We start from the raw sequence: 23480 nt of genomic DNA on the forward strand, positions 1-23480 counted from the left end.
ATTCAGCTTCCTTGCACGGGCAGGTAGGGGGAAGGCTCAGCCGGGCCAAAGGTCAGGGGCAGACGATTTTTGCGCAAACGCCAGCGCCCTGGCGTCAGTGCGAGCTGGCGTTCGGCGCCCGGCGCGGCGGGTTGCGGGTAATGCTCGGGCCAGACCAGTTCGGCCTTGGCCTCCAGATGCAGCAGGTCGCCGTTGGTGAAGTCGATCCACAGCAACGCGCAGCGTGGTTCCAGCAGCAGATTGCCCAGCGTGTTGAACATCAGGTTGCCGCTGTAGTCCGGGAGCCAGAGGCGTCCGTCCGGGCCGAGGTGAACGAAGCCTGGAGGACCGCCTCGGTGGGAGATATCCACGTCTTGCGCATGGCGGCTGGCGATAAACAGGGTGTCGCTGGCCAGCGCCAGTGGCAGCCAGCGTGTGTCCAGTCCTTCGCCCTGGTACAGCGGCCCGGGCTGGCGATGCAGATGCTGCCAATGGCGCCGCTGGATGTACTTGGGGCAGTTGCCGAACGATTCGCGCACCGCGATGGCAGAACTGTCCTTGTGCAGGGCTGTGATGTGGCCATTCAGGCGGTTGCGGCGCCTGGTCGGCAGTTCGATACCGAGCAGGCCGAGGCTGGCACCTTCCCGCCAATTGGCCGCGAGCGGGTCGTCTGCCTCGGGCTGGACATTGATGTCCAGACGTTGAGGGTGTGGGGAATGCAGGAAGCCGGCCTCGCCCCATACCACGGAGGCGTGTGGCTGACCCTCAGCATCGAGGCTGCCGACCAGCAGCCAGGGCAGGGTGGCGAAGAACTCGCGGTGCTGCTCTGGCATGTGGTCACGGATCACCCGCTGGCCTATCGCTTCCAGTTTGTCGCGTACGCCCAGGCGCTGCTGGATCTGCTGTTCGCCGGGATGAAAGGGGCTGGTCACGGTGTTTGCCTCAGAGACCGGGCATGCCGGTATAGCCGGGTAGGGCGCGGATGCGGGCGAACCAGGCGGCGAGGTTGGCATAGGGCGCCAGGTCGACGCCGCCATCGCCGGCCAGGGCGACATAGGGGTAGACCGCCAGATCGGCGATGGTTGGTGTAGCACCTTCGGCCAGCCAGTCGTGTTGTGCCAGATGGTCGTCGAGCAGCGCCAACACCTGTCTGGCAGTTTCCTGGGCTCGCTGGAGATCACCGGGGAAGCGGAACAGTACGTGCAGGCGTGCCTGCCCAGGGCCCTTGGCGGCTTCATTGGCGGCGAAGCTCAACCAGCTACTGATGCGTGCCTGGCTCAGAGCGTCGCGCGGATACCAGCTGGCGTCGGCATAGCGGCAGGCCAGGTAGACCAGGATCGCCTGGGAGTCGAACAGCACCTGGCCTTGATCCACCAGCACCGGAACCTGGCCGCGCGGATTGAGGGCGAGAAACGCGGCGCTCTTTTGTGCGCCGCCTTGCAGATCGACCGGCAACAGCTGCGCTTCGAGTCGCAGCAGGGAGAGGAACAGGCGGATCTTGTAGCAGTTGCCGGAGAGGGTGAAGTCATGAAGTTGCATGGCGCATGCCTCGCTGGAGTAGGTGAATGGATACTAGACAGACAGGTCTGTATATTTCAAGCGCGACATTCAAACTGGAGTGTCGGCTGCCGGCCCACGCATAATGCGCCGCAGAGGGAGGGCTAGATGGCATCGAGCAAGCGCGAACAACTGATCAGTACGGCCCAGGGCCTGTTTGCCCGTGAGGGCTACCACGCCACGGGCATCGACCGGATCCTGGCGGAATCCGGGGTTGCCAAGATGACGCTATACAAGCACTTCCGCTCCAAGGACGAACTGATCCTGGCGGTGCTGGAGCAGCGCGGTCAGGCGACGCTGGAGGGCCTGCGCCAGCTCCGTGCTGCCTTGCCGCCGCGAGAGGCCTTACTGAAGAGTTTCGATGGCCTGCATGAATGGATTCATCAGGACGACTTCTGCGGCTGCAGTTTCATCAATGCCGCCGCCGAGTTTCATGAGCACGATCACCCGATCCATCGCCAGACGGCTGCCTTCAAGGCCGCATTTGCCGAACACTTTCGCGAGTTGTTGCAGGCGCTGGGCGTTGCCCAGGCGCAGGCACTGGCGGCGCAGTTGCAGTTTCTGCTCGAAGGAGCGCTGAGCATGGCCCACATTCAGGGGCCTGGTGATCAGGCCCTGCAAGCCAGGGCGGCGGCCAATGTGCTGCTGGAGGCCGCGGGCGCCTGATCAGTCTCCACTCAGCAGGCGAGCTTCACCGGCTTCGATGGCCTGTAGCGGCCCGGAGAGCAGCACCGTATCGCCGGGATGCAGGGCTGGCCGGCCTTCCAGCGGTAGATCGATACCGTCGCGGCGTACTGCCTGGATTTCCAGACCCAGCTCTTCCAGGCCCAGCTCGTTGGCACAGTGGCCGCAGGCATGTGCCTCATCCGGCAGATTGACCGCATGCAGCAGGCGCCGCTCCTGGCCCTGGGCGCTGAGCAGGTTGGCCTGGGCGCCATGATAGAAACCATGCAGCAGGCGATAGCGGTTGCTGCGCACTTCATCCAGATGAGCCTGCACCTGGCTCTGCGGGATGCCGAGCATGACCAGTGCATGGGAGGCCAGCATCAGGCTGGACTCCAGTAACTCCGGTACCACCTCGTTGGCGCCGGCGGCCTGCAGTTCAGCCAGGCGGCTGTCATCGCGGGTGCGCACCAGGATCTGCAGCTGCGGACATTGCTGGCGTGCTTCGGTGATGATCGCCAGGGCGATATCGGTCTTGTCCACGGCTATCACCAGCAGGCGAGCACGGGCGATACCGACGGCAATCAGCAGATCGCGACGACGCGAGTCGCCGAAATGCACGTTGTTCTCACCGGCACTGGCCTCTTCGACACGAACGGGGTCGTCATCCAGGGCGATAAATGCTTGCCCTTCACGTTGCAGGAAACGGCCTATGGACTGGCCGACGCGGCCGTAGCCACAGATCACCGTATGGTCATGCAACTCGGCGCTGCGGCTACTGATTTCTTCCAGTTGGCTTTCGGCGCTCGGCGCGCGTCGCAGGTGTGCCGCCAGCCGTGGGGCAGCGCGCAGCAGCAGTGGTGTCAGGGCCATGGAGCAGAAGGCCGCGGCCAGTAACAGGCCGGCAACCTGTGGGTCCAGCAGCGCGTGCTGACGCATCAGGGCGACCAGGGCGAAGAAGAATTCGCCAGCCTGCGCGAGTGCCAGGCCCGTGCGCCAGGCGGTTTCACCCGAGTCGCCGCGCAGGCGTACGATCAAGGCGACCAGACCACCCTTGATGCTCAACAGCAGCAGAGTGATCAGGGCAATGTTCAGGCCTTGTTCGGCAAACAGGCGTAGGTCGATCAGCATGCCGACGCTGACGAAGAACAGGCCGAGCAGGATGTCGCGAAAGGGGCGGATGTCCGCTTCGATCTGGTGGCGATAGTGGCTTTCCCCCAGCAGCATGCCGGCGAGAAAGGCGCCGAGGGCCATGGACAGACCGAGCAGGTGCGTCAACCAGGCGGTGAGCAGGACAATGACCAGGGCGAGCATGACGAACAGCTCTGCCGAGTGGGCCTGAGCCACCTCATGGAAGAGCTTGGGCAGCAGCCAGCGACTGGCGAGCAACAAACCGAAAAACAGCAGCAGGGCTTTGCCCAGTGTCCATGGAATGCTCCAGTACCAAGGGGCTTCGTTGCCGCCGGCCAGCGTGGGTACCAGCGTCAGCAGCATGACGGCGACCAGGTCCTGCAGCAGCAATACGCCCATGGCGTTCTGCCCATGGTCGCTGAACACCTCGCCGAGGCTGACCAGTTCCTTGCCGACGATGGCGGTGGATGACAAGGCCAACCCCAGGCCCAGCAGAGCTGCGGTTGTTGGCGCGATGCCGCTCAACCACAGGGCACCGCCCAGCGCCGCGCCACACAGTGCGACTTGCGCGCTGCCCAGGCCGAATACCGTGTTACGCAGGGCAAGCATACGCGGCAGGGAAAATTCCAGGCCCAGGGTGAACAACAGGAACACTACGCCCAGCTCGGCGAGGTGGGGCAGGTCTTTGCTGGAGCTGATCCAGTCCAACGCTGCGGGCCCGACCAGCAGACCGACACACAGATAACCCAGGACGGCGGGCAGGCTTAGGCGCCGGAACAGGGCAATGATCAGCAGGGAACAGGCGAGGATGATCAGCAGGTCGGTGAACAAGGGCTTTCTCCTGAGGCCAGGGCGAGCATGCCTAACCTGAGGGTGATCGTCCATGATCCTGGGCAATTGCTATTGGCAAAGATGGCCGTTGGTCAGGCCAGGCTCAAGTTTTTCGGCCGAAGGCCGTCAATCGGGTTGATGTCCTGCTCAGGTATGCCGCTATGAACCCACTGGCCTCTCTAACCCCATCACTCTCTCGCTCCGCGTTGCCGACGAATTCGCCCGTCGCTCGTACCCTGGCGGACGCGCAGAATACGTTGGCCAACCGCCTGACGGAGCGGCTTGGCATGGAGCCGGGCACACTGAATGGCAAGGGCGAGGACTTCACTCCTGACAAGGTTGCGGACCGGGTTCTGGGTTTTATCGAGCAGCGCCTGCAGAGTGAGGCTGCCTCCGGTGCGGACTCGGCCAGGCTGGAAAGCCTGCTGGTGCAGGCTCATCAGGGGGTGGAAAAGGGTTTTGCCGAGGCACGCAAGATCCTCGACGGCATGGGCGTGCTCAAGGGCAAGGTGGCGGATGATATCAACACCACCTATGACAAGATCCAGAAAGGTCTTCAGGGGCTGGAGCGTAGCTACGGTGGTCAGCCTCAGGCTGCTGAGTCCGGTCTCCTTTCTGCGGCAGCTTATAGCGAGCGTGTTGCCGCACGCGCGGAAACCTTCGATTTGCAGGTAACGACACGCGACGGTGATCGCCTGCGTATTTCGGTGGCTGCCGCTTCGGCCAGTTGGTCGCAGAGCAGTGCTGTCGTTGCCAGTGACGGCAGCACCACGCTGGCGGCTTCCTCCCGTTCCTCCGGCAGCCTGCAGATCGGTGGTTTCCAGGTCCAGGTCGAAGGTGAGCTGGACGCAGAAGAGCGTGCGGCGTTGGAAGATCTGTTCGGCCAGGTGCGCGAGCTGTCCGATCAGTTCTATGCCGGTGATCTGGCGGGCGCTTTCGATCGTGCCCTGCAACTGGACATGGATGCTTCTCAGTTGGCCTCGATGTCCCTGCGCCTGACCCAGACCACGGTGCGCCAGGCTACCGATGCATACAGTACTGTCGCCCAGCAGGGCGGTCAGGCCGCCAGTGCAGTCAACGAAAGCCTGGTGGACTATGCCCGTGGCCTGCTGGCTGCCCTGCGCAGCGCAGACGCCGTGGCCGAAGATGGCAAAGGCATGCTGGAGCAACTGTTGGAGAGTGGTTTTGCTCTGGACGAGCGCTTTAGCGAAGACATGCTGGACAAGGCCCAGAAGCTTAACCAGCGTCTGCTCGACGGCCTGCAGGGGTTGCTGCCGGCTGTTGAATAAGGCCGGTGTTAGACTGCGTCTCTACGTTTAGCCTGAGACCCTTGTGATGCTGCCGGAATGCCAACTCTATGGAACCCTGGGCTGCCACCTCTGCGAGGTGGCGGAGTCGCTGCTTATGCCCTTCGTCGAGCACGGCCTGCTGGTCGAGTTGGTGGATATTGCCGAGCGTGAGGATTGGGTCGAGCAGTACGGTTTGCGTATTCCCGTGCTGCGTCGTTGCGACACTGGAGCCGAGCTCGGTTGGCCCTTTGACGCCGATCAAGTAGTGGCTTTCCTGCGCTGAGCCTGCGGTTTTCTTCTGTCTTTTCAATAGCCTTCTCTGCCTGCTTGATATTTCGAACGGCCGATGCGTATTTTGTACGGATCGCCGCGCTGCGGCATACGCGCTAACAAGGATAAAAATTCAATGAGCAATGACGGCCGCAGTACGCTAGCCGAGCGCCTGATCGGAATAGATGAAGTCGAATGTGTCACCGCCGACCTCAATGGCGTGCCGCGGGGCAAGGTGATGACTGCCGCGGGCTTTCTCGAAGGGCGGCGCCTGCAACTGGCGCGTGGCGTATTGTTGCAGTGCATCATGGGGGGCTATCCCGAGTCACGGTTCTACGGCAGCGACGATGGTGACCTGGCGCTGACCACGACGGATGAACGCGTCTTCATTTTGCCCTGGAGCGAGCCGCGCCGGGCCTTGGCGATCTGCGATGCCGATGAGCTCGATGGCCGCAGCTCCGGGCTGTCGACTCGAGGGCTGCTCAAGCGTGTGGTGAGTGCTTATGCCGAGCGAGGCTGGCAGCCCGTTGTGGCGACCGAACTGGAGTTTTTCGTCTTCGAACGTCCGCAGGATCCGCAACAGCCATTTCGCCCACCGTTGGGGTTGGATGGCAGCCGCGAAAGTGGCTGCTCGGCGTTCAGCGTCTCTTCGGGTAATGGTCTGCGACCGTTCTTCAGCGAAGTCTACAAGTGCATGGAGGCGCTGGGTTTGCCGCGCGATACCTTCATGCACGAAATGGGCGTCAGCCAGTTCGAAATCAATCTGCTGCATGCTGATCCACTGCTGGTCGCCGATCAGACCTTCCTGTTCAAACACATGCTCAAGGAAATTGGTCTCAAGCATGGTCTGGCCGTGGTTTGCATGGCCAAGCCGCTGCCGCATACGGCAGGTAGCTCCATGCATATCCACCAGAGCGTGGTAGAGCAGGGCAGTGGGCGCAATATCTTTACGGCCGCCGATGGTGAGGCTTCGCCAGCGTTCTTCCACTTCCTGGGCGGTCAGCAAGCGGCTCTCGCCGACTTCACGTTGCTATTCGCCCCGCATGTGAATTCCTACCAGCGTCTTTGCCATCCCTATGCTTCGCCGAACAATGCCTGCTGGTCGCATGACAACCGTGCTGCAGGTCTACGTATTCCGGCCAGCGGGCCTGCGGCCAGGCGGGTTGAAAATCGCCTGCCGGGTGCCGATGCAAACCCCTACCTGGCCATTGCGGCCAGCCTGGCCGCAGGTCTGCATGGCCTGTTGAACGAGCTGCCGCCCTCTGCCGCCATTCAGGGGGATTTTGCCGTACCAGATGAACTCAGCCTGCCCTGTACCTTGCACGCGGCATTGCAGCGTTTGCGCAGTAGTACGCTGGCTCGCCAGTGGTTTGGCGAGGAGTTCATCCAGGGCTACTGCGCGGTCAAGGAAATGGAGTTGATGAGCTATCTGGACGAAATCACGCCCTGGGAGCGGCGGGTTCTGGGTAGTCAGGCCTGAGATGAAGAAGCCACCTTGCGGTGGCTTCTTGGTCATAACGGATCGTCGCGTCTGGCTTCACGTTGTAGCTGGTACACGTAGCGTTCGACGTGACGTTGCTCCAGGCCGTTCATGCGGTGGAAGCGCAGGCCTACGAAGGTCACGTCGACCTTCTCATCGTAGTGGGCGTGGCGCATTTCCACGGCGGTGGTCAATGGCCCGATAGGCAACTGGGCGCTAAAGCGCTCATAGACCTGACCAGCCTGCAGGCGGCCGCTGACATTGCCAGCAAAACGCAGGCGGCAGCCCGTGGCAGAAATGTCCAACAGGTGGCCGCTGAGTGCTGGCGTAAGGCGGTTCCCCGATAGCTCGACTGTCACCGGCTGGCCTGCGCCTAGCGTGGCGCGGAAAGCGTTGCGACGCTGGTGGTAGATAACCCGCTCGGGCATGTGCCCCCAGTAGCAGCGTGCACCACCAAGCTCACCGATGCTCACCGGGTCTTCGCAATCCCAGGCGATGCGCACGCCATCATGGAAACCCTCGACGCGGAAGGGCTCGTCATTTTGCAGGTAGCGCTCGCCATCGCTGGGCATCATTTCGTCCAGAGCGATCAGGCCGCGTTCGCGATTGACCTCTACCAGATAGGTTTGAAAGCGTTGATTACGATCCTTGAATGTAATCAGCAGCGGGTCTCTGCTCTGTTGCAACAGGCGCAGGTTGGCGAAGATTTCCAAGGGTGCGGTTAGAACCTTGGGCGGCTGTGGGCCATCTTCCTCTTGAAATGGGTTGGACACGGTCCGGAAGTCTCCAGGGCACAAAATACTGCGGCACTAGCATACTGGCAGAATGCCCGTATGTCCCTGTGCTTGTTATATCTCAGGCTTGGCTGAGTGGGCGTTGCTGACCGATTCTAGCGGTGCCGCCCCGGCTGTCATAGAGCCCAGGTGTTTCCCCGCCACGAAGAATACCGAGCACGCTTTGTAACGAGGCCTGGTTGGCACGAATCAGGCGACCGTTGCGCTGGTTGGCTTCACGGCACTGTTCAAGCAAAAGACTCAGCTCATTGCTACGTGTCAGAATCTCGTCGCCATCACTGCGACGGCTGGCAAATGTTTCCAGACCAGCCTTGTCAGCGCTGAGTTCTTGCTGGCGTAACAGAGTGCTGCGGGCGGTGCCGTGCTGATCCAGCAGGCTCAGGAGGGGGAGTTTCTCGCCGAGAATCTTTTCCAGGTTGGGCAGGTCGCGCGCTTCGAGCGCCTGGAACTCGGCATTGATCAGTTCAAGCAGTTGCTTGGCGGTGCCGATATCGTCGTTGAAAAGCTGTAGCAGATCGTTGTCTTGCATCTTTGGGCTCTGGGGATTGGGCGTCCAACACCCCCAGCGCAGCCCGGAAACTAGCGCTGGGATTCGAAGTCGAGCAGCTTGCTGGCTACACGCTGGCTGTCGACCTGATAGCTACCATCGGCGATGGCTTGCTTCAGCTTGGCGACGCGCTCTTTGTCAACGGTTGGCAGGTCGCGCAGCTTGTCGCTGGCTTTCTGCAATTGCTGGGCCTCACGGCTGAGCTGCACGGACTCTCCGCTCTTTCCGGTTGCGGCTTGCTCGCCGGCAACCTTGGCCGCATTGGGCTGGGCATTGCTGACGGCTTCATTCTGGCTGCTGGCCTGGGCATTGCCGGTACGCCCGCTATTAGCGGCGTTGTTGGCATTGTTCAGCCGGTTGAAGTCGATAACCATGTTGAAAACCTCGGACGGTATCTGGACGCTTGACCGGGTTTTCGGCCAGTTCCGTCGAAACTTTAGGGCGTTATTGTGTGTGTTGTTTCACAGTGTAGGGAATCGTCGCCAGATTGCACTACAAGAATCATGCCTACAGTCTTACCTCTACTTGGCCTGGCCCTGTTACGCGAGCTCTGACCACGCGCTGAGAGCTCAGGTTGCGCACGCTGATCTGTTGCCCCAGGGCCCCGTCCGACAGGGCTTCGCCCTGCATGCGCACGCTGATGCCGGCGCTGCTGGCCAGGATAACAACTTGGTCACCGCGGCGAACACTTTCTGCCAGTTGCAGTTGCGACGGCGTCAGCACCTGATCGGCCTGGACTGGGCGCGTCAGTTTTTTGCCGATGGCTTGGGCTGGATCGACGATGTAGCCACGATTGAGCAATCCGACATCCTGCTCGATCATGGCCACATCGTCTGGACCAATGATGCTGTTGCGCTTGAGCGGGTTCTTCAGTACCGCTACAGGGCGAAAAACACGTACCTGGGCAGGGATGTATACGCTCCATGGCGAACTGCCCTCGCAACTGACCTTGACGGTTACGCGCCCTACAGGCTGCTCCGGGCTTTCCAGTCGCTGTGTCAGATCACTGTCGCAGTCCGCCAGGCGTAACCGTGGGTCGATAGGTTTGACATGAATCTCATGGCGCGCCTGGATTTCGCTACGCTCTAAATAGTCTTCGACCATAAACTCAAGAAAGCCCTCTGTGGCGCCGATAAGCTCCTCGGGCGGAGTCTGTGTGGCCGCATATGGCGAGTGGTAGCCGAGTAGCCCCAAAGCAGGTAAAACAGCTGTAGTGATGAAGCGTTTTGCCATCATGCGTCGGGAAAATGTCGAAAGTGCGTTCATGTACTCGACGAAGCAAGGCCCGTGCCGCCTGCTAGGCTTAGCAGAACGCGCGGCGAACAGAACGAATAAGGAGTCTGGGCATGGCCGGAGTATTGGACTCGGTTAACCAGCGTACCCAACTGGTGGGTCAGAACCGTCTGGAACTATTGCTGTTCAGGCTGGATGGGCCGCAGCTATACGGCATCAACGTGTTCAAGGTGAAGGAGGTGCTGCAGTGCCCCAAGCTCACCATCATGCCCAAGTCCAGCCAGGTTGTGCGTGGCGTGGCGAACATCCGTGGGGGCACCATCCCGATTCTCGATCTGGCGCTGGCGACTGGCCGATCGGCGCTGGATGACATCAGCAACAGCTTTGTGATCATCACCGAGTACAACACCAAGGTGCAGGGTTTTCTGGTGCGCTCGGTGGAGCGCATCGTCAATATGAACTGGGGTGAAATTCATCCGCCACCCAAGGGCACCGGCCGCGACCACTATCTGACCGCTGTCACGCGCGTTGATAACCGTTTGGTTGAAGTCATCGATGTCGAGAAAATACTCGCCGAGGTGGCTCCCATGTCCGAGGCCATCTCGGAAGGCGTGGTGGATGTCGAGACCAAGGCCAAGGCCGTTTCCAAGCGTGTTTTGATCTGTGATGACTCCTCGGTGGCACGCAAGCAGGTGTCGCGTTGCCTGGAGAGCGTTGGTGTCGAGGTCGTCGCGCTGAACGATGGTCGTGAGGCTTATGAGTATCTGCATAAGCTGGTCGAGGAGGGTAAGAGCCCGGCTGAAGAGTTTCTAATGTTGATCTCCGATATCGAAATGCCGGAGATGGACGGCTATACCCTTACTGCCGAGATTCGCTCCGATCCGAGGATGCAGAATCTCCATGTGATTCTGCATACTTCGCTGTCCGGTGTGTTTAACCAGGCGATGGTCAAGAAAGTGGGTGCGGATGACTTCCTGGCGAAGTTCCGTCCCGATGAGCTTGCCTCGCGTGTTGTTGAGCGTATCCGTGTGGCTGATGGGGGCTAAAGGCCTTAGCCTTTAGTAAGGACTATGTATGGTGAGGCGGCATTAGTGTCTTCAGGTAATTTGGATTTCGAGCAGTTCCGGGTCTTTCTGGAGAAGGCATGCGGCATTCTGCTGGGGAGCAACAAGCAGTACCTGGTGTCTAGCCGCCTCAATAAGTTGATGGAGCAGCAGGGCATCAAGTCGCTTGGCGAACTGGTGCAGAAGATGCAGGCGCAGCCGCGAGGTGGTTTGCGCGAGCAGGTGGTGGATGCCATGACCACCAACGAAACCCTGTGGTTTCGCGATACCTACCCCTTCGAAGTGATGAAAAGTCGGGTGTTGCCTGAGCTGATCAAGGCCAACCCTAACCAGCGCTTGCGTATCTGGTCAGCGGCCTGCTCGTCGGGGCAGGAACCTTACTCACTGTCGATGACTATCGACGAGTTCGAGAAAAGCAACCTGGGGCAGCTCAAGGCAGGTGTGCAGATCGTTGCAACTGACCTGTCACCTTCGATGCTGATCAACTGCAAATCCGGTGAGTATGACAGTCTGGCCATGGGGCGTGGCCTGTCGCAGGAGCGCCTGCAGCGCTACTTCGATCCCAAGGGGCCGGGGCGCTGGGTGGTCAAGGCGCCTATCAAGAGTCGCGTCGAGTTCCGTCCGTTGAACCTGCTGGAAAGCTATGCAGCGCTTGGCAAGTTCGACGTGGTGTTCTGCCGCAACGTGCTGATCTACTTCTCGGCAGAAGTGAAGAAAGACATCCTCACCCGTATCCACGCCACGTTGAAGCCGGGCGGATATCTGTTCCTGGGGGCGTCTGAGGCCCTAAACGCATTGCCGGATCTTTATCAGATGGTTCAATGCAGCCCAGGGATCATTTACAAGGTTAAGTGATCCTTATCGAGGTTCAGTCACGGGAGGCCAATGTGCCTCCCGTTTTCATTTAGGGCGGCAAACCCTTTGCCAGCCTTGCCGCTTGCGATGCTCTAGAGCGGAAAAGCTTTGCCGCTTGCCGCGCTTCACTATGCGGAATAGAAGGCAAGTATTTGATTTATATGGATAAATAAAAGTGGCACAGCCTTTGCTGTATGTCTTGCACGACGCAACGGCGGCAAAGGTTCCAGACCATGAGCATCAGTTTCGACAGAGCACTCGGCATCCACGAAGAGGCGCTGGCATTTCGCGCCCAGCGCGCCGAGGTGCTGGCCAACAACATCGCCAACGCCGATACCCCGCACTACAAGGCTCGTGACCTGGACTTCTCTGCCGTACTCGCCGAACAGAACGAGAAGCAAAGCGGCAAGCAATTCGCCATGAGCCGTACCGATAGCCAGCACATTGCCGCCGACGGCATCCAGTTGGCCGATCCGGCACTGCGTTTCCGTACACCGTTCCATCCGTCCATCGATCAGAACAGTGTCGACATGCAGCAGGAGCAGGCCAACTACGCCGAGAACGCGGTGCAGTTCCAGGCCAGCTTCACCCTGCTTAACAGCAAGTTCAAAGGGCTGGTCAACGCCCTGCGCGGCGATTAAGGGAGATCAAGTCATGTCACTCGCCAGTGTCTTCAATATCGCCGGTACCGGCATGAGCGCCCAGAGCACTCGTCTGAACACCATCTCCAGCAACATTGCCAATGCCGAGACCGTTTCTTCGAGCATCGATCAAACCTATCGTGCCCGCCACCCGGTATTTGCCACCGTGTTCGAGTCGAGCATGAACGGTGATCGTGGCTCGCTGTTTGCTGACCAGGATCAGGCTGGTCGTGGCGTACAGGTTCTGGGTGTGGTCGAGGATCAGAGCAGCCTGATGCCGCGCTATGAGCCGAATCACCCGGCGGCCGACGAGCAGGGCTATGTGTACTACCCGAACGTCAACGTGGTCGAGGAGATGGCGGACATGATCTCCGCCAGTCGCGCGTTCCAGACCAATGTCGAAATGATGAATACCGCCAAGCAGATGATGCAGCGTGTGCTGACCCTGGGCCAGTAAGCGGCGAACGAGGAGCGAGACAATGAGTGTCAGTGGCGTCAGTTCCGTACTGGACCAGTACCAGATCCAGCAGGACACCACCCAGAACAAGGATCTCGGCAAGAACGAGTTCCTTGAATTGCTGGTGGCCCAGTTGAATAACCAGAACCCGCTGGAGCCTCAGGAGAACGGCGAGTTCATCGCTCAGCTGGCTCAGTTCAGTCAGGTTGAGGGTATCGAGAAGCTCAACTCCAGCATGGAGTCGCTGCTCTCTGGTTACCAGTCATCTCAGGCGCTGCAAGCCTCCTCCCTGGTCGGGCGCAAGGTGATAGTGCCAACCGAGAAGGCGGTAGTGGATACCAGCGAAACCTTCAAAGGCAGCCTGGTATTGCCGGTCACCAGTAGCAACGTCTACGTCAACATCTACGACAACACCGGCTCGGTAGTGAACCGCGTCAATCTCGGCCAGCAGGCTGCTGGCAATGTCAGCTTCATGTGGGATGGCAAGGACTCCAGCGGCAATCTGTTGCCGCCCGGTACCTACAAGTTCGAAGCGCAGGCAGCCTATCCCGATGGCAGCAAGGGGCTCTACACCTTGCTGCCGGCTAACGTCGACAGTGTCACGCTCGGCCAGAACGGTGGCGAGATGATGCTCAATCTCGCGGGGTTGGGTGGCGTTGCGCTATCCCAAGTCCAGATCATCGGTCAGTAATCCCCAGACTGCAGCGCCGGCAGTAACGGCAAAGGAGTATTCCATGGCTTTCAATATCGGTCTCAGCGGTCTGCGGGCAGCCACTAACGACCTCAACGTCACCGGCAACAATATTGCCAACGCCGGCACTGCGGGCTTCAAACAGTCGCGTGCGGAGTTTGCCGATGTCTACGCTGCCTCGGTGCTGGGAACTGGCGCTAATGCGCAGGGCAGCGGTGTTTTGCTGGCGGATGTGTCTCAGCTGTTCAATCAGGGCAACATCAATTACACCCAGAATGCTCTGGATCTGGCCATTAATGGCAATGGTTTCTTCGTGACCAGCAACAACGGAGAAATCAGTTATACCCGTGCTGGTTATTTTGGCACTGATCGTGACGGCTACATGGTCAACAACTTTGGTTATCGCCTGCAGGGTTATGCGGTAGACAATGCAGGCAACCTGCAGAACGGTATCGTCGATGATATTCAGATTCGTACGGCAGCCCAGTCGCCGCGCGCCACGGAGAACCTGACGCAGACGTTCAACCTGAATTCGAACAACACGGTGCCGACGACCACGCCGTTCGATCCATCTGACCCGACCACCTACAACTCGTCGACCTCGACAAACATCTATGACACACAGGGCAATGCTCATGTTTTGACTCAGTACTTCGTCAAGACTGCGGCGAATACCTGGACCATGAATGTGTTGATCGACGGTCGAAACCCCAATGACCCTACGTTGACCACCCCCTATGCCGTGGATGTGAGTTTTACCGCGGCGGGGCAGCTGGATACTGCGGCCTTGGCTTCTACTGACTTCACCGTCAATGCGGATGGCACCTTGAGTTTGACCAACTGGGTGCCTGCCGCTCCGGACGGCTCGGTGCCGCCAGTGTGGAGTGCAAACGGTGCTAATGCCGCTGCCGCCGGAATAACCCTTGATCTGCGTGACGCCACTCAGTTTGCCAGTTCATTTGCTGTAACTGCGGTTAGCCAGGATGGCTACACCACTGGCGAGCTATCCGGCCTGGAAATCGACGATACCGGCGTCATCTTCGCCCGCTATACCAATGGCCAATCATTGGTGCAGGGCCAGGTGGTGCTCGCCAGTTTCGCCAACGTGCAGGGTTTGACGCCCATTGGCAAAACCGCCTGGGTACAGTCCTTCCAGTCTGGCGAGCCGGTAGTGGGGACGCCGCGCTCTGGCACGCTCGGCGCTCTGCAGGCGGGGGCTCTGGAGGACTCCAACGTGGAGCTTTCGGATCAGCTGGTGAACCTGATCGTTGCCCAGCGCAACTACCAGGCCAACGCCAAGACCATCGAGACCGAAAGCGCCATCACGCAGACCATCATCAATCTGCGGTAATTGCGGAGGAGGGGCCTTGCCACCGGCGGCAAGGCCTCGCCGTTCATTACCTGAAAAAGCTCCTTGCGGGGCTTTTTTTGTTTATAAAGTCTTTATAAAACAAATACTTAGGCTGATTTATTGGTTCTGGCATGGGGCTTGCTGAATAACTGGCAACAGAAGCTAGAGCGGCAGATTGCCGACCCCGCGGAGCAGACCATGGACAAGATGCTGTACATCTCCATGACCGGAGCCAGCCAGAACACCCTGGCTCAGCGTGCCCACGCCAACAACCTGGCGAACATCTCGACTACCGGTTTCCATCGGGATTACGAACAGGCGCGTTCCATGCCGGTATTCGGCGACAGTTACCCGGCGCGTGTGTATGCCATGACCGAGCGCCCGGCCACCGACTTCACGCCAGGTTCGCTGCAGGAAACCGGACGCGAGCTGGATGTGGCCATCGAGGGGCAAGGCTGGATTGCCGTGCAGGCCGCCGATGGCAGCGAAGCCTATGTGCGTACCGCCAGCCTGCAGATTGATGCCCTGGGGCAGCTGCGTACCGGCAATGGTTTGCCGGTGCTGGGTAACGGCGGGCCGATTGCCATTCCGCCAGAGCAGAAGGTCGAGATCGGTCAGGACGGCACCATCAGCATCCGCGCGCTTGGCGAGGCGCCGAGCGTGATGGCCGAGGTGGATCGCATCAAGCTGGTCAATCCGGATCTGACAACGATGGAGAAGGGCACTGATGGCCTGATCCGTGTGAAGGCTGGCGAAGCGCCGGCGTTGGTGGATGCCAATGTGCGCCTGACCTCGGGCTTCCTCGAATCAAGCAACGTCAACGCCGTCGAGGAGATGACCGCGATCCTCTCCCTGTCTCGCCAGTTCGAACTGCACGTGAAGATGATGCGCACTGCAGAAGAGGGTGCGACAGCCATGGCACGGGTCATGCAGATCAGCTAACCAGCAACGCGAAGCGCCATGAAACTGGCGCTCGAGGAGAAAGAATATGCTTCCGGCTCTGTGGGTCGCCAAGACTGGCCTGTCCGCTCAGGACATGAACCTGACCACGATTTCCAACAACCTGGCCAACGTTTCGACCACGGGCTTCAAGCGTGATCGTGCCGAGTTCGAGGACTTGCTGTATCAAATCCGCCGTCAGCCGGGCGGCCAGTCGACTCAGGACAGCGAGCTGCCAACGGGCTTGCAGCTGGGTACTGGTGTGCGTATCACCGGCACCCAGAAAATCTTTACTGCCGGTAGCCTGCAGACCACCGAGCAGCCGCTGGACATGGCCATCAACGGTCGTGGTTTCTTTCAGGTGCTGCTGCCGGACGGAACCGTCGGCTACAGCCGTGATGGCAGTTTCCATCTGGACTCCGATGGCCAGATCGTCACTTCCCAGGGCTTTGCCCTGGAGCCCGCCATTGTCCTGCCGGCGGAGGTGCAGACCTTCACCGTGGGTGAGGACGGTACCGTTTCGGTAACCACCGCCGGCAACCCGGCCTCGCAGGTGATCGGCAACATCCAGACGGCCGACTTCGTCAATCCGGCCGGCCTGCAGGCCATCGGCAACAACCTGTTCCTCGAGACCGCTTCCAGCGGCGCGCCGCAGGTTGGCACGCCCGGCCTGACCGGACTTGGCACCGTACTGCAGAACACCCTGGAAAACTCCAACGTCAGCGTGGTGGAAGAGCTGGTCAACATGATCACCACCCAGCGTGCCTACGAGATGAATTCCAAGGTGATCTCCACTTCGGACCAGATGCTCTCGTTCATCACGCAGAATCTTTAATGTCGCGGGCGCCCAGGCGCCGGCCAATAGCAACAAGAACGCCGTGAGGTAGTGGTTATGAACCGGCTGATGATTCTTCTTCCCCTGTTGGGGAGCGTGGTCCTGAGCGGCTGCGTGACGCCCCCGCCGAAGCCGGACGATCCCTATTACGCCCCCGTTCTACCGCGCACCCCGCTGCCGGCTGCGCAGAATAACGGCGCGATCTACCAGGCCGGCTTCGAGACCAATCTGTACGACGACCGCAAGGCTTACCGGGTGGGGGATATCATCACTATCACCCTCAGCGAGCGCACCCAGGCCAGCAAGAAAGCCGGCTCGAGCATGTCCAAGGACAGCTCGGCCAATATCGGTCTGACGTCACTGTTCGGCGGCGCGGTATCTCTCAACAACCCGAATGGCAGTCTCAATCCGCTGCAGACCGATGACCTGAGTCTGGATGTGGGCTACAGCGGTAGCCGCGATACCGATGGCGAGTCCGATGCGAGCCAGAGCAATAGCCTGACCGGCTCGGTGACCGTGACCGTTGCCGAGGTGCTGCCCAATGGGATTCTTGCCGTGCGCGGCGAGAAGTGGATGACCCTGAACACCGGTGACGAGTTGGTGCGTATTGCCGGCCTGGTGCGGGCCGATGACATCGCCACCGACAACACCGTGTCTTCGACCCGTATCGCCAATGCCCGCATCACCTATTCGGGTACCGGCGCCTTTGCCGATGCCAGTCAGCCGGGTTGGCTCGATCGCTTCTTCCTCAGCCCGCTGTTCCCGTTCTGAGTAGGTAGCCGATGATGAAACGACTGATTTCCATACTCTGCCTGCTGTTTGCCGCTGGCGCCGCGCAAGCCGAGCGCATCAAGGACCTGGCCAGCATCCAGGGCGTACGCGCCAACCAATTGATCGGCTACGGCCTGGTGGTGGGCCTGAATGGGACCGGCGACCAGACCACGCAGACGCCTTTCACCCTGCAGACCTTCAACAACATGCTGGCGCAGTTCGGCATCAAGGTGCCTGCCAACTCCGGCAACGTGCAGCTGAAGAACGTTGCGGCGGTGTCGATTCATGCCGAACTACCGCCCTTCGCCAAACCGGGGCAGGTACTCGACGTGACGATCTCATCCATCGGCAACGCCAAGAGCCTGCGTGGCGGCAGCCTGTTGATGACCCCGCTCAAAGGTATCGACGGCAATGTTTACGCCATCGCCCAGGGCAACCTGGTGGTGGGCGGTTTCGACGCCAGCGGTAGCGACGGTTCGCGCATTACCGTCAACGTGCCTTCGGCCGGCCGCATTCCCGCAGGCGCTACCGTCGAGCGCCCGGTGCCGAGTGGTTTCGACCAGGGCAACAGCTTGACGCTTAACCTCAATCGTCCGGATTTCACCACGGCGAAGAATATCGTTGACCAGATCAACGGCCTGCTCGGCCCTGGCGTGGCGCAGGCCATCGACGGTGGTTCGATCCGTGTCAGCGCTCCGCTGGATCCCAATCAGCGTGTCGATTACCTGGCGGTACTGGAAAATATCGAGATCGAGGCCGGTCAGGCGGCGGCCAAGGTCATCATCAACTCACGTACCGGCACCATTGTGATTGGCCAGAACGTGCGGGTGCAGCCGGCCGCCGTGACCCACGGCAGCCTCACCGTGACCATCACCGAAGATCCCATCGTCAGTCAGCCGGAAGCCTTCTCCGGTGGTGAGACAGCAGTGGTGCCGCGCTCGCGGGTAGATGCCGAGCAGGAAGCCAAGCCGATGTTCAAGTTCGGCCCGGGCACCACCCTGGACGAAATCGTGCGTGCGGTTAACCAGGTGGGGGCGGCGCCCTCGGATCTGATGGCCATTCTCGAAGCGCTCAAGCAGGCGGGAGCCCTGCAAGCCGATCTGATCGTGATCTGAAGGAAGCGACCATGGAATCCAGACTCGCAGCCGGCCTCGACAGCGGCGCCTACACCGACCTGAACCGTCTCAACCAGTTCAAGGTTGGCGGCGACAGTGAAGGCAACATCAAGAAGGTGGCCCAAGAGTTCGAGTCGCTGTTCCTCAACGAAATGATGAAGGCCATGCGCAAGGCGAACGAAGTGTTCGGCGAAGGCAACTTCATGAACAGCAACGAGAGCAAGACCTACCAGGACATGCACGATCAACAGTTGGCCGTGACTCTCTCCAAGAATAACGGGGGGATTGGCTTGGCCACCGTTCTGGAGCGCCAACTGAGCCAGATGAAAAGCGGGCCCAAGCGGGTCAGCCCCTTTGCTCAGGTCGAGATGCCGGCCAGCAGTGCCCGCGCTGGAGCATTCAAGCCAGCAGGCGAGGGCAGTGCGGTACGTGACGACTCGGCGCTTCTCAATCAGCGCCGTCTGGCTCTGCCCAGCAAGCTAAACGATCGCATGCTCGCTGGCATTACGCCGCCCGCTACAGGTGAGGGCCAGGCGCTGGCGGCTGTCGATTGGGTGCCGGCCCCGCCCAAGGCCGCAACCCAGGCTGCTGTGACTGACACCAGCAAAACGGCCGGCGGCTTGAGGCCTGAAGTCGCTGAGGCGCAGGCTGCTTCCCCGTCTCGCGGCAAGGGCAAATCGGCATTCGCTTCAGCTGCTGACTTTATCGAAACCATGCTGCCGATGGCGGAAGAGGCGGCGAAGAAAATCGGCGTTGATGCACGCTATCTGGTGGCTCAGGCAGCGCTGGAAACAGGCTGGGGCAAATCAATCATTCGTCACTCCGATGGATCCAGCAGCCATAACCTGTTCGGTATCAAGGCCCATCGTGGCTGGGATGGCGAGGCTGCAAGAGTGATGACCACCGAGTACAAGGGCGGCAAGGCCGTCAAGGAAGCGGCGGCATTTCGCATTTACGACTCCTATCAACAGAGCTTCAACGATTACGTGAGCTTCCTGCAGGGCAATGGTCGCTATCAGGAAGCGTTGGCCGCTACCGATAATCCCGAACGTTTTGTTCGTGAGCTGCAGGCGGCCGGCTATGCCACTGATCCCAACTATGCCCGCAAGATCGGACAGATCGCCCGCAAGATGCAGACCTATCAGGCCATCGCTGCCGTCGATAGCCCGACCACAAGGACCTGAGAGCTGAATCATGGCTGACCTACTGAGCATTGGCCTGTCGGGCCTGTCGGCGAACAAGACCTCGCTGGCGGTTACCGGCCACAACATTACCAACGTCAACACGCCGGGCTACACCCGGCAGGATTCGGTGCAGGCCACGCGTATTCCGCAGTTCAGTGGGGCAGGTTACATCGGCTCGGGCACCACCCTGGTCGACGTGCGGCGCATCTACAATGAATTCCTCACGACCCAGGTGCGCAGCAGCACTGCGTTGAACAGCGACGTCTCGGCGTATCTCAGCCAGATCAGTCAGCTCGACTCGTTGCTGGCCGGTAATACCACGGGAGTGACTCCCGGTCTGCAAAAGGTATTCGCAGCCTTGCAGACCGCAGCTGAAGACCCCGCCAACATTCCGGCACGGCAATTGGTGCTGTCCGAGGCAGAGGGGCTGGCCAAGCGTTTCAACACCATTTATGACCGCCTCTACGAGCAGAATGCCTTTATCAACAAACAGCTCTCGGCGGTTAAGGATCAGGTCAACCAACTGGCCGCGTCCATTGCGGGCTATAACAACGCGATCGCAGTGGCAGCAGCTAACGGTGCGCAGCCCAATGATCTGCTGGATGCCCGGGATGAAGCGGTGCGTCAGCTGTCCGAGTTCATCGGCGTAACCGTGGTCCCCCAGGATGACAACAGCTACAACCTGTTTATCGGTTCCGGCCAGCCACTGGTGGTGGGTGCCACCGCCTCGCGCCTGGAGGTGGTGCCCGGTACCGCCGATCCGCTGCGCGCCGAAGTGCAGTTCGTCAGTGGTAATTCGCGTCAGGGCATCACGTCGCTGATTACCGGCGGCGAGATGGGTGGGCTGATACGTTACCGCGAGGACGTGTTGGACGAGTCTCTCAACGCCGTCGGCCGTCTGGCATTGTCCATCTCCGACCAGATCAATTCCCAGCTGGGGCAGGGCCTGGATCTCAAGGGCAACTTCGGCGAGCCGCTGTTTCGCGAGATCAACGATCCACTGCTGATCGGCCAGCGCAGCCTGGCTCGGGTCGGCAACAGCGACCCGTCGGCCAACCTCAACGTGTTTATCGAGGACACTACGGCGCTGACCACCAGCGACTACGAGGTGGAGTTCATCAATGCCACAGACTATCAAGTGCGGCGTGTTTCCGACGGCCAGCTACTGGGGTGGGATAACGATAACGATCCGCTGACTCCCGACTCCACGACATTCACTATTGGGGCGACTGCCGGTCCGGAAGCAGATGGCTTCTCCCTGAGCATCGCCTCTGGCACCTTCGCCGCTGGCGATCGTTTCCGGGTCATGCCGACCCGTACCGCCGGTAGCGATATCCGCGCTGACCTGAAGAACGCCGAAGAGCTGGCGTTCGCTGCGCCGCTCAAAGCTGAAACCAGCCCTGGCAACATCGGCACCGGAGTAATCACTCAGCCCAGCCTGATCACCCGGATCGACATCTATGATCCGGTGGCCCAGGCCGGTCTGGAGAACAGCCTGCGCACCACGCCACCGCTGCGTGTCGTGTTCACCTCGGCCACCGATTACGACGTGGTGGACATCAGCGGGGCGGTGCTGAGCAGCAATGTCATAGTGCCGGGGCAGAACAACACCCAGCAGATCACGGCCGGTACGCCGCCGGACGACTTTACTTTCGAGTTCACCATCAGTGGCCGACCGACCACCGGCGACAATTTCACTATCGCTTTCAATACCAACGGCGTGTCGGACAACCGTAATGCCTTGAAACTGACCGAATTGCAGAGCAAGGCGACTATCGGCATCGACCCGAACTTCCCGAACACCACTGGCGCGAGCTTCACCGATTCCTATGGCGACCTCGTGGAGCGGGTCGGCACGCTGACCAGCCAGGCGCGCGTGGATGGTGAGGCGACGGGGGCCATCCTCAAGCAGGCTACCGACAATCGTGATTCGATCTCGGCGGTCAACCTCGACGAAGAGGCGGCCAAGCTCATCCAGTTCGAACAGTACTACCAGGCGTCGGCGCAGATCATTCAAGTCGCCCGTTCGTTGTTCGATACCCTTATCAACACCTTCTAAGCCGGACAGCCAACATGGTCATGCGTATCTCTTCCATCCAGGCGTTCAACAACGGCGTAAACGGCATTGGCCGCAACTACTCCAACGTGATCCGCACCCAGGAGCAGATCAGCAGCGGCAAGCGCATCCTCACCCCGGCCGATGACCCGGTGGCCTCTGTGCGACTGCTGCAGTTGTCCCAGCAGGAAGCTTTGCTGGGGCAATACAAGGACAACCTGACCGCGGCGAAGAACAGCCTGACCCAGGAAGAGACCACGCTTAACTCGGTCAACACCGTGCTGCAGCGCATTCGTGAGCTGGCTGTGCAGGCCGGTGGCGGCGCTCTGTCGGCAGAGGATCGCAAGTCCATCGCCAAGGAGTTGGGTGAGCGCGAAGGTGAGCTGCTGAACCTCATGAATAGCCGCAATGCGCGGGGTGAGTACCTGTTTGCCGGTTTCCTCGGCAAGACCGAACCTTTCACTCGTAACCCCGACGGCACCTATTCCTATTTCGGCGACGAAGGTCAGCGCAGCCTGCAGGTGGCGGGCTCGACCACCGTGCCGATCAACGACAACGGCAAGCGCCTGTTCGAGGATGTGACCAACGCCGACCGGGTACTGGAGACTGCCGGCGTCGACAACCCGGCGCTTGCAGGGCAGGTGCCGCCGCTACCGGCTACCACCATTGCGCCGGTAGCGCCGGCTGATCAGCGAGTCTTCATGTCCCAGGGCCTGGTCGAGGATCAGGACGCCTTCAACAGCAACTTCCGCGCGGGCGAGCCCTATTCACTGGTGTTCGTCAGTGGCAACGAATTTCGCATCTACGACGGCGCAGGTGCTGATGTAACGTCGGAAATCCCCGGTGGCGGCCAGATCAATCCGCTGGCCAACGGCGGCAACACCATCAACTTCCGCGGCATGCGCTTTCAGCTGGATGTGGTATTGCAAGAGGGCGATAACGAGCAGGATCTGGACAGCCTACTGGCCAATACCGCGACCCCCGGCACCCCGGGCGCCGGTACTCACAGTTTCACGTTGCAGGCCTCGCCAACCGAGTTTGCGGTGACCCGCTCTTCGACCAACGCCTCCACGGCGGTGGTCAGCGGCGGCACAATCAGCAACCAGGCTACCTTCAATTCGCAATTTCCTACCTCGGGCGTGGTGCTGCGCTTTACCAACGCCACCGACTATGACGTTTACGCTCAACCAGTCAGCCCAAGCAGCACACCGATCGCCACCGGCACGGCGGCGGGCCCTTACCCCTCTAACTTCACCGTGTTCGGCGTGGACTTCAGCCTTAGCGCCGCTGCAGCTGCCGGCGACGAGTTTGGCGTCAAACCGCAGTTCCAGGAACAGCGCAGCATCCTTAACACCATTTCCCAGCTACGGCAGGCGCTGGAGTCTTCGCCAACGTCCCCCGTCGGAAATCTGGCGATTCGTGACGAGGTAGCCATTGCCCTGAAGAACCTCGATAACGGTATAGGCCAGGTACTAGAGGTTCAGACCGAGATCGGCGCACGCCTCAACTTGATCGAAACCACTGAAATCGATAACGAGGACGTCACCCTGGTGAACAAAGCCGTGCAGGCCGAGCTGAGTGAACTGGACTACGCCGAGGCCCTGTCGCGGCTGTCGTTCCAGACCATCATTCTTGAGGCGGCGCAGCAGAGCTATGTGAAGATCTCGGGGCTGAATCTGTTCAATCAGCTGCGCTGAGGCTTTGCGCCTGTAGCTGTGTCGTTCTTTTTCCGTGTGCTGGCGTGTTA

The 23480-nt window shown here is 60.3% G+C and carries 24 protein-coding genes; 17 read left to right on the plus strand and 7 right to left on the minus strand.

Features of this window, described 5'->3' with window-relative positions:
- Positions 1 to 2 precede the first annotated feature (2 nt).
- Positions 3 to 911 carry a pyridoxamine 5'-phosphate oxidase family protein gene (locus ACF8C6_RS06290; RefSeq protein WP_392498494.1) on the minus strand — a complete coding sequence of 303 codons (909 nt, stop codon included), beginning with the start codon at positions 909 to 911 and terminating at the stop codon, positions 3 to 5.
- 10 nt (positions 912 to 921) lie between these two features.
- The gene (locus tag ACF8C6_RS06295; protein ID WP_392498495.1) at positions 922 to 1518 is read right to left on the minus strand and encodes a glutathione S-transferase family protein; all 597 of its coding nucleotides are present in this window, start codon (positions 1516 to 1518) and stop codon (positions 922 to 924) included.
- Positions 1519 to 1644: 126 nt separating this feature from the next.
- On the opposite strand from ACF8C6_RS06295, the gene ACF8C6_RS06300 reads away from it, so the two are divergent.
- Positions 1645 to 2202, plus strand: coding sequence for a TetR/AcrR family transcriptional regulator (locus ACF8C6_RS06300; protein ID WP_392498496.1), 558 nt, complete (start codon positions 1645 to 1647; stop codon positions 2200 to 2202).
- Here the strand turns inward: ACF8C6_RS06300 and ACF8C6_RS06305 are convergent, their stop codons facing one another.
- Entirely contained in the window at positions 2203 to 4161 is a 1959-nt protein-coding gene (locus ACF8C6_RS06305; RefSeq protein WP_392498497.1) for a cation:proton antiporter, read from the minus strand.
- A gap of 287 nt (positions 4162 to 4448) precedes the next feature.
- Here ACF8C6_RS06305 and ACF8C6_RS06310 point away from each other — a divergent pair, with 287 nt between their 5' ends.
- The 3 genes from ACF8C6_RS06310 to ACF8C6_RS06320 all read left to right on the plus strand — a co-directional run bounded on the left by ACF8C6_RS06310 (position 4449) and on the right by ACF8C6_RS06320 (position 7200).
- Positions 4449 to 5450: a DUF5610 domain-containing protein gene (locus ACF8C6_RS06310; RefSeq protein ID WP_392498498.1), complete on the plus strand. Its 1002-nt coding sequence runs from the start codon at positions 4449 to 4451 to the stop codon at positions 5448 to 5450.
- 46 nt (positions 5451 to 5496) lie between these two features.
- Positions 5497 to 5733 (plus strand): glutaredoxin family protein, encoded by a 237-nt coding sequence (locus ACF8C6_RS06315; protein WP_277688850.1) that lies wholly within the window; start codon positions 5497 to 5499, stop codon positions 5731 to 5733.
- A 225-nt stretch (positions 5734 to 5958) separates the two neighbouring features.
- Entirely contained in the window at positions 5959 to 7200 is a 1242-nt protein-coding gene (locus ACF8C6_RS06320) for a glutamine synthetase family protein (protein WP_392498692.1), read from the plus strand.
- Positions 7201 to 7232: 32 nt separating this feature from the next.
- Here ACF8C6_RS06320 and ACF8C6_RS06325 read toward each other — a convergent pair whose 3' ends face one another.
- The 4 genes from ACF8C6_RS06325 to flgA form a co-directional block, all read right to left on the minus strand.
- Positions 7233 to 7973, minus strand: coding sequence for a flagellar brake protein (locus ACF8C6_RS06325; protein ID WP_277688849.1), 741 nt, complete (start codon positions 7971 to 7973; stop codon positions 7233 to 7235).
- A gap of 82 nt (positions 7974 to 8055) precedes the next feature.
- Positions 8056 to 8523: a flagella synthesis protein FlgN gene (locus ACF8C6_RS06330; protein ID WP_392498499.1), complete on the minus strand. Its 468-nt coding sequence runs from the start codon at positions 8521 to 8523 to the stop codon at positions 8056 to 8058.
- A gap of 50 nt (positions 8524 to 8573) precedes the next feature.
- On the minus strand, positions 8574 to 8915 hold the full coding sequence (gene flgM, locus ACF8C6_RS06335; protein ID WP_392498500.1) for a flagellar biosynthesis anti-sigma factor FlgM: 342 nt from the start codon (positions 8913 to 8915) through the stop codon (positions 8574 to 8576).
- A gap of 133 nt (positions 8916 to 9048) precedes the next feature.
- On the minus strand, positions 9049 to 9807 hold the full coding sequence (gene flgA / locus ACF8C6_RS06340) for a flagellar basal body P-ring formation chaperone FlgA (RefSeq protein WP_392498501.1): 759 nt from the start codon (positions 9805 to 9807) through the stop codon (positions 9049 to 9051).
- An 80-nt stretch (positions 9808 to 9887) separates the two neighbouring features.
- Here flgA and ACF8C6_RS06345 point away from each other — a divergent pair, with 80 nt between their 5' ends.
- The 13 genes from ACF8C6_RS06345 to ACF8C6_RS06405 all read left to right on the plus strand — a co-directional run bounded on the left by ACF8C6_RS06345 (position 9888) and on the right by ACF8C6_RS06405 (position 23430).
- Positions 9888 to 10820 (plus strand): chemotaxis protein CheV, encoded by a 933-nt coding sequence (locus tag ACF8C6_RS06345; RefSeq protein WP_277688845.1) that lies wholly within the window; start codon positions 9888 to 9890, stop codon positions 10818 to 10820.
- A gap of 45 nt (positions 10821 to 10865) precedes the next feature.
- Positions 10866 to 11693 carry a protein-glutamate O-methyltransferase CheR gene (gene cheR, locus ACF8C6_RS06350; protein WP_277688844.1) on the plus strand — a complete coding sequence of 276 codons (828 nt, stop codon included), beginning with the start codon at positions 10866 to 10868 and terminating at the stop codon, positions 11691 to 11693.
- Between the two features lie 233 nt (positions 11694 to 11926).
- The gene (flgB, locus tag ACF8C6_RS06355) at positions 11927 to 12334 is read left to right on the plus strand and encodes a flagellar basal body rod protein FlgB (protein ID WP_392498502.1); all 408 of its coding nucleotides are present in this window, start codon (positions 11927 to 11929) and stop codon (positions 12332 to 12334) included.
- A gap of 13 nt (positions 12335 to 12347) precedes the next feature.
- Positions 12348 to 12791 (plus strand): flagellar basal body rod protein FlgC, encoded by a 444-nt coding sequence (gene flgC / locus ACF8C6_RS06360; RefSeq protein WP_277688842.1) that lies wholly within the window; start codon positions 12348 to 12350, stop codon positions 12789 to 12791.
- A 22-nt stretch (positions 12792 to 12813) separates the two neighbouring features.
- Positions 12814 to 13482, plus strand: a complete 669-nt coding sequence (gene flgD, locus ACF8C6_RS06365) for a flagellar hook assembly protein FlgD (protein WP_392498503.1) — start codon at positions 12814 to 12816, stop codon at positions 13480 to 13482.
- 43 nt (positions 13483 to 13525) lie between these two features.
- Complete coding sequence (flgE, locus tag ACF8C6_RS06370; RefSeq protein WP_392498504.1) at positions 13526 to 14833, plus strand: flagellar hook protein FlgE; 1308 nt, start codon at positions 13526 to 13528, stop codon at positions 14831 to 14833.
- A gap of 198 nt (positions 14834 to 15031) precedes the next feature.
- A complete protein-coding gene (locus ACF8C6_RS06375; protein ID WP_392498505.1) occupies positions 15032 to 15775 on the plus strand; it encodes a flagellar basal body rod protein FlgF in 744 nt (247 codons plus the stop codon).
- A 46-nt stretch (positions 15776 to 15821) separates the two neighbouring features.
- On the plus strand, positions 15822 to 16607 hold the full coding sequence (gene flgG / locus ACF8C6_RS06380) for a flagellar basal-body rod protein FlgG (protein WP_277688838.1): 786 nt from the start codon (positions 15822 to 15824) through the stop codon (positions 16605 to 16607).
- A 57-nt stretch (positions 16608 to 16664) separates the two neighbouring features.
- Positions 16665 to 17378, plus strand: a complete 714-nt coding sequence (gene flgH / locus ACF8C6_RS06385; protein WP_392498507.1) for a flagellar basal body L-ring protein FlgH — start codon at positions 16665 to 16667, stop codon at positions 17376 to 17378.
- A 14-nt stretch (positions 17379 to 17392) separates the two neighbouring features.
- Complete coding sequence (locus ACF8C6_RS06390; protein ID WP_392498508.1) at positions 17393 to 18493, plus strand: flagellar basal body P-ring protein FlgI; 1101 nt, start codon at positions 17393 to 17395, stop codon at positions 18491 to 18493.
- Positions 18494 to 18504: 11 nt separating this feature from the next.
- Positions 18505 to 19677: a flagellar assembly peptidoglycan hydrolase FlgJ gene (flgJ, locus tag ACF8C6_RS06395; RefSeq protein WP_392498509.1), complete on the plus strand. Its 1173-nt coding sequence runs from the start codon at positions 18505 to 18507 to the stop codon at positions 19675 to 19677.
- Between the two features lie 10 nt (positions 19678 to 19687).
- Positions 19688 to 21736, plus strand: coding sequence for a flagellar hook-associated protein FlgK (gene flgK / locus ACF8C6_RS06400; RefSeq protein ID WP_392498510.1), 2049 nt, complete (start codon positions 19688 to 19690; stop codon positions 21734 to 21736).
- A gap of 14 nt (positions 21737 to 21750) precedes the next feature.
- Positions 21751 to 23430, plus strand: a complete 1680-nt coding sequence (locus ACF8C6_RS06405) for a flagellar hook-associated protein 3 (protein WP_392498511.1) — start codon at positions 21751 to 21753, stop codon at positions 23428 to 23430.
- The last annotated feature ends 50 nt before the right edge of the window (positions 23431 to 23480 follow it).

The organism is Pseudomonas sp. zbq_18 (assembly GCF_043102245.1).
GTDB lineage: Bacteria > Pseudomonadota > Gammaproteobacteria > Pseudomonadales > Pseudomonadaceae > Aquipseudomonas.

Coding starts and splice junctions, on each gene's coding strand:
- flgH (WP_392498507.1), top strand. CDS start 16,665: ATGAACCGGCTGATGATTCTTCTTCCCCTGTTGGGGAGCGTGGTCCTG.
- ACF8C6_RS06310 (WP_392498498.1), top strand. CDS start 4,449: ATGGAGCCGGGCACACTGAATGGCAAGGGCGAGGACTTCACTCCTGAC.
- flgC (WP_277688842.1), top strand. CDS start 12,348: ATGTCACTCGCCAGTGTCTTCAATATCGCCGGTACCGGCATGAGCGCC.
- flgK (WP_392498510.1), top strand. CDS start 19,688: ATGGCTGACCTACTGAGCATTGGCCTGTCGGGCCTGTCGGCGAACAAG.
- flgD (WP_392498503.1), top strand. CDS start 12,814: ATGAGTGTCAGTGGCGTCAGTTCCGTACTGGACCAGTACCAGATCCAG.
- ACF8C6_RS06405 (WP_392498511.1), top strand. CDS start 21,751: ATGGTCATGCGTATCTCTTCCATCCAGGCGTTCAACAACGGCGTAAAC.
- ACF8C6_RS06390 (WP_392498508.1), top strand. CDS start 17,393: ATGAAACGACTGATTTCCATACTCTGCCTGCTGTTTGCCGCTGGCGCC.
- ACF8C6_RS06345 (WP_277688845.1), top strand. CDS start 9,888: ATGGCCGGAGTATTGGACTCGGTTAACCAGCGTACCCAACTGGTGGGT.
- flgJ (WP_392498509.1), top strand. CDS start 18,505: ATGGAATCCAGACTCGCAGCCGGCCTCGACAGCGGCGCCTACACCGAC.
- flgB (WP_392498502.1), top strand. CDS start 11,927: ATGAGCATCAGTTTCGACAGAGCACTCGGCATCCACGAAGAGGCGCTG.
- flgM (WP_392498500.1), bottom strand. CDS start 8,915: ATGGTTATCGACTTCAACCGGCTGAACAATGCCAACAACGCCGCTAAT.
- ACF8C6_RS06330 (WP_392498499.1), bottom strand. CDS start 8,523: ATGCAAGACAACGATCTGCTACAGCTTTTCAACGACGATATCGGCACC.
- ACF8C6_RS06315 (WP_277688850.1), top strand. CDS start 5,497: ATGCTGCCGGAATGCCAACTCTATGGAACCCTGGGCTGCCACCTCTGC.
- flgE (WP_392498504.1), top strand. CDS start 13,526: ATGGCTTTCAATATCGGTCTCAGCGGTCTGCGGGCAGCCACTAACGAC.
- ACF8C6_RS06320 (WP_392498692.1), top strand. CDS start 5,959: ATGACTGCCGCGGGCTTTCTCGAAGGGCGGCGCCTGCAACTGGCGCGT.
- ACF8C6_RS06300 (WP_392498496.1), top strand. CDS start 1,645: ATGGCATCGAGCAAGCGCGAACAACTGATCAGTACGGCCCAGGGCCTG.
- flgG (WP_277688838.1), top strand. CDS start 15,822: ATGCTTCCGGCTCTGTGGGTCGCCAAGACTGGCCTGTCCGCTCAGGAC.
- ACF8C6_RS06295 (WP_392498495.1), bottom strand. CDS start 1,518: ATGCAACTTCATGACTTCACCCTCTCCGGCAACTGCTACAAGATCCGC.
- ACF8C6_RS06375 (WP_392498505.1), top strand. CDS start 15,032: ATGGACAAGATGCTGTACATCTCCATGACCGGAGCCAGCCAGAACACC.
- flgA (WP_392498501.1), bottom strand. CDS start 9,807: ATGAACGCACTTTCGACATTTTCCCGACGCATGATGGCAAAACGCTTC.